This is a genomic window from Psychrobacter sp. 1Y4, from assembly GCF_051847555.1.
Window position 1 is genome coordinate 1 of sequence record NZ_JBPYDE010000930.1, and the last position, 569, is coordinate 569.

Sequence of the window (569 nt, forward strand, 5' to 3'; positions counted from 1 at the left end):
TGTTTAAATAGATTGGAACGCCCATTAAATCCTTGAGATTTCCTATAATCAGGATTTAGATAGGGCTGAATGTCTGCCAAATCTAACTGGGCAAACTCATGAATCAGCTTTTCATACGCATCAAAGTCAAACCCTTGATCTAGTTTTATCTCATCAATCGGTGCAGAAATAAAATTGAGCGAACGAGAAACGAATTTTTTATGATCACCTACTGCTGTCAGCTTACCTTGCTGATCCATAAGCGCATACAGTTTGGGCTGCTCGTGATGTAAGCGACTTTGAAACTGACGCAGCTCATCATGAATAATACTGTCCGTAACCTGCTCGATACTGCTGTCTTCGATAATCGCCATGCCTTGCTGATGACCGGTTTCACTACTGTATTCCTTCAGCCACTTTTGCGCCAAGCTATCGAGCGTACCCACAAACAGTTTATCCAACGTGGTTAATACTAATGCAGTACGCCGGATCGCCTCTGCCATAGGATAGCTATACACATGATCTAATAGATAACCGACTAAATGTAGGTTAATGGGATCGTCCATAATAGCGTTTAAGCGTGCATGTTT

General features: G+C 42.0%; 1 pseudogene. It reads right to left on the minus strand.

The annotated features are described in order from the left end of the window. Positions 1–569, minus strand: a pseudogene (locus tag ACS8FC_RS19675) (UvrD-helicase domain-containing protein); the annotation flags it as partial.